The following is a 330-nucleotide window of genomic DNA, read 5'->3' as shown; positions in this document are numbered from 1 at the left end:
CAGGAGTTCACAATGAAAGTTTATGGACAAAAAACGATAGAGGTCGTTGTTGATCGACATTGTGATATTTGTGGTGTTAGTGTGATGGTCGATTCAAATGGCGTTCAGTTAGAAGAGGTTGGTGAACTGACTGCCAACTGGGGATGTGGGTCAAGAATGGACGGTATTACTCAACACCTTGATATGTGTGAAAGTTGTTTTCAAGTTGCATTATCTGCTCTAAAGGAGCATCGTCGAAGCATTGTGATGTTCGATGATGAGCAAGACCTTCCCGATGAAAAATTTGGTCAACAACCTGTTGGCTAAAATCAGACTCGCTTGTTAGTGAAA

General features: G+C 41.5%; 1 protein-coding gene. It reads left to right on the top strand.

The annotated features are described in order from the left end of the window. Window positions 1–306, top strand: a 306-nt coding sequence (locus tag UA76_RS09355; RefSeq protein ID WP_238322239.1) for a hypothetical protein, incomplete at its 5' end; no start/stop codon positions are given. Between the last annotated feature and the right edge of the window lie 24 nt (window positions 307–330).

Source organism: Vibrio mexicanus (assembly GCF_001012815.1).
In the GTDB taxonomy this organism is placed as follows: Bacteria; Pseudomonadota; Gammaproteobacteria; order Enterobacterales; family Vibrionaceae; genus Vibrio; species Vibrio mexicanus.
This window is presented reverse-complemented; position numbering and strand designations above follow the sequence as displayed.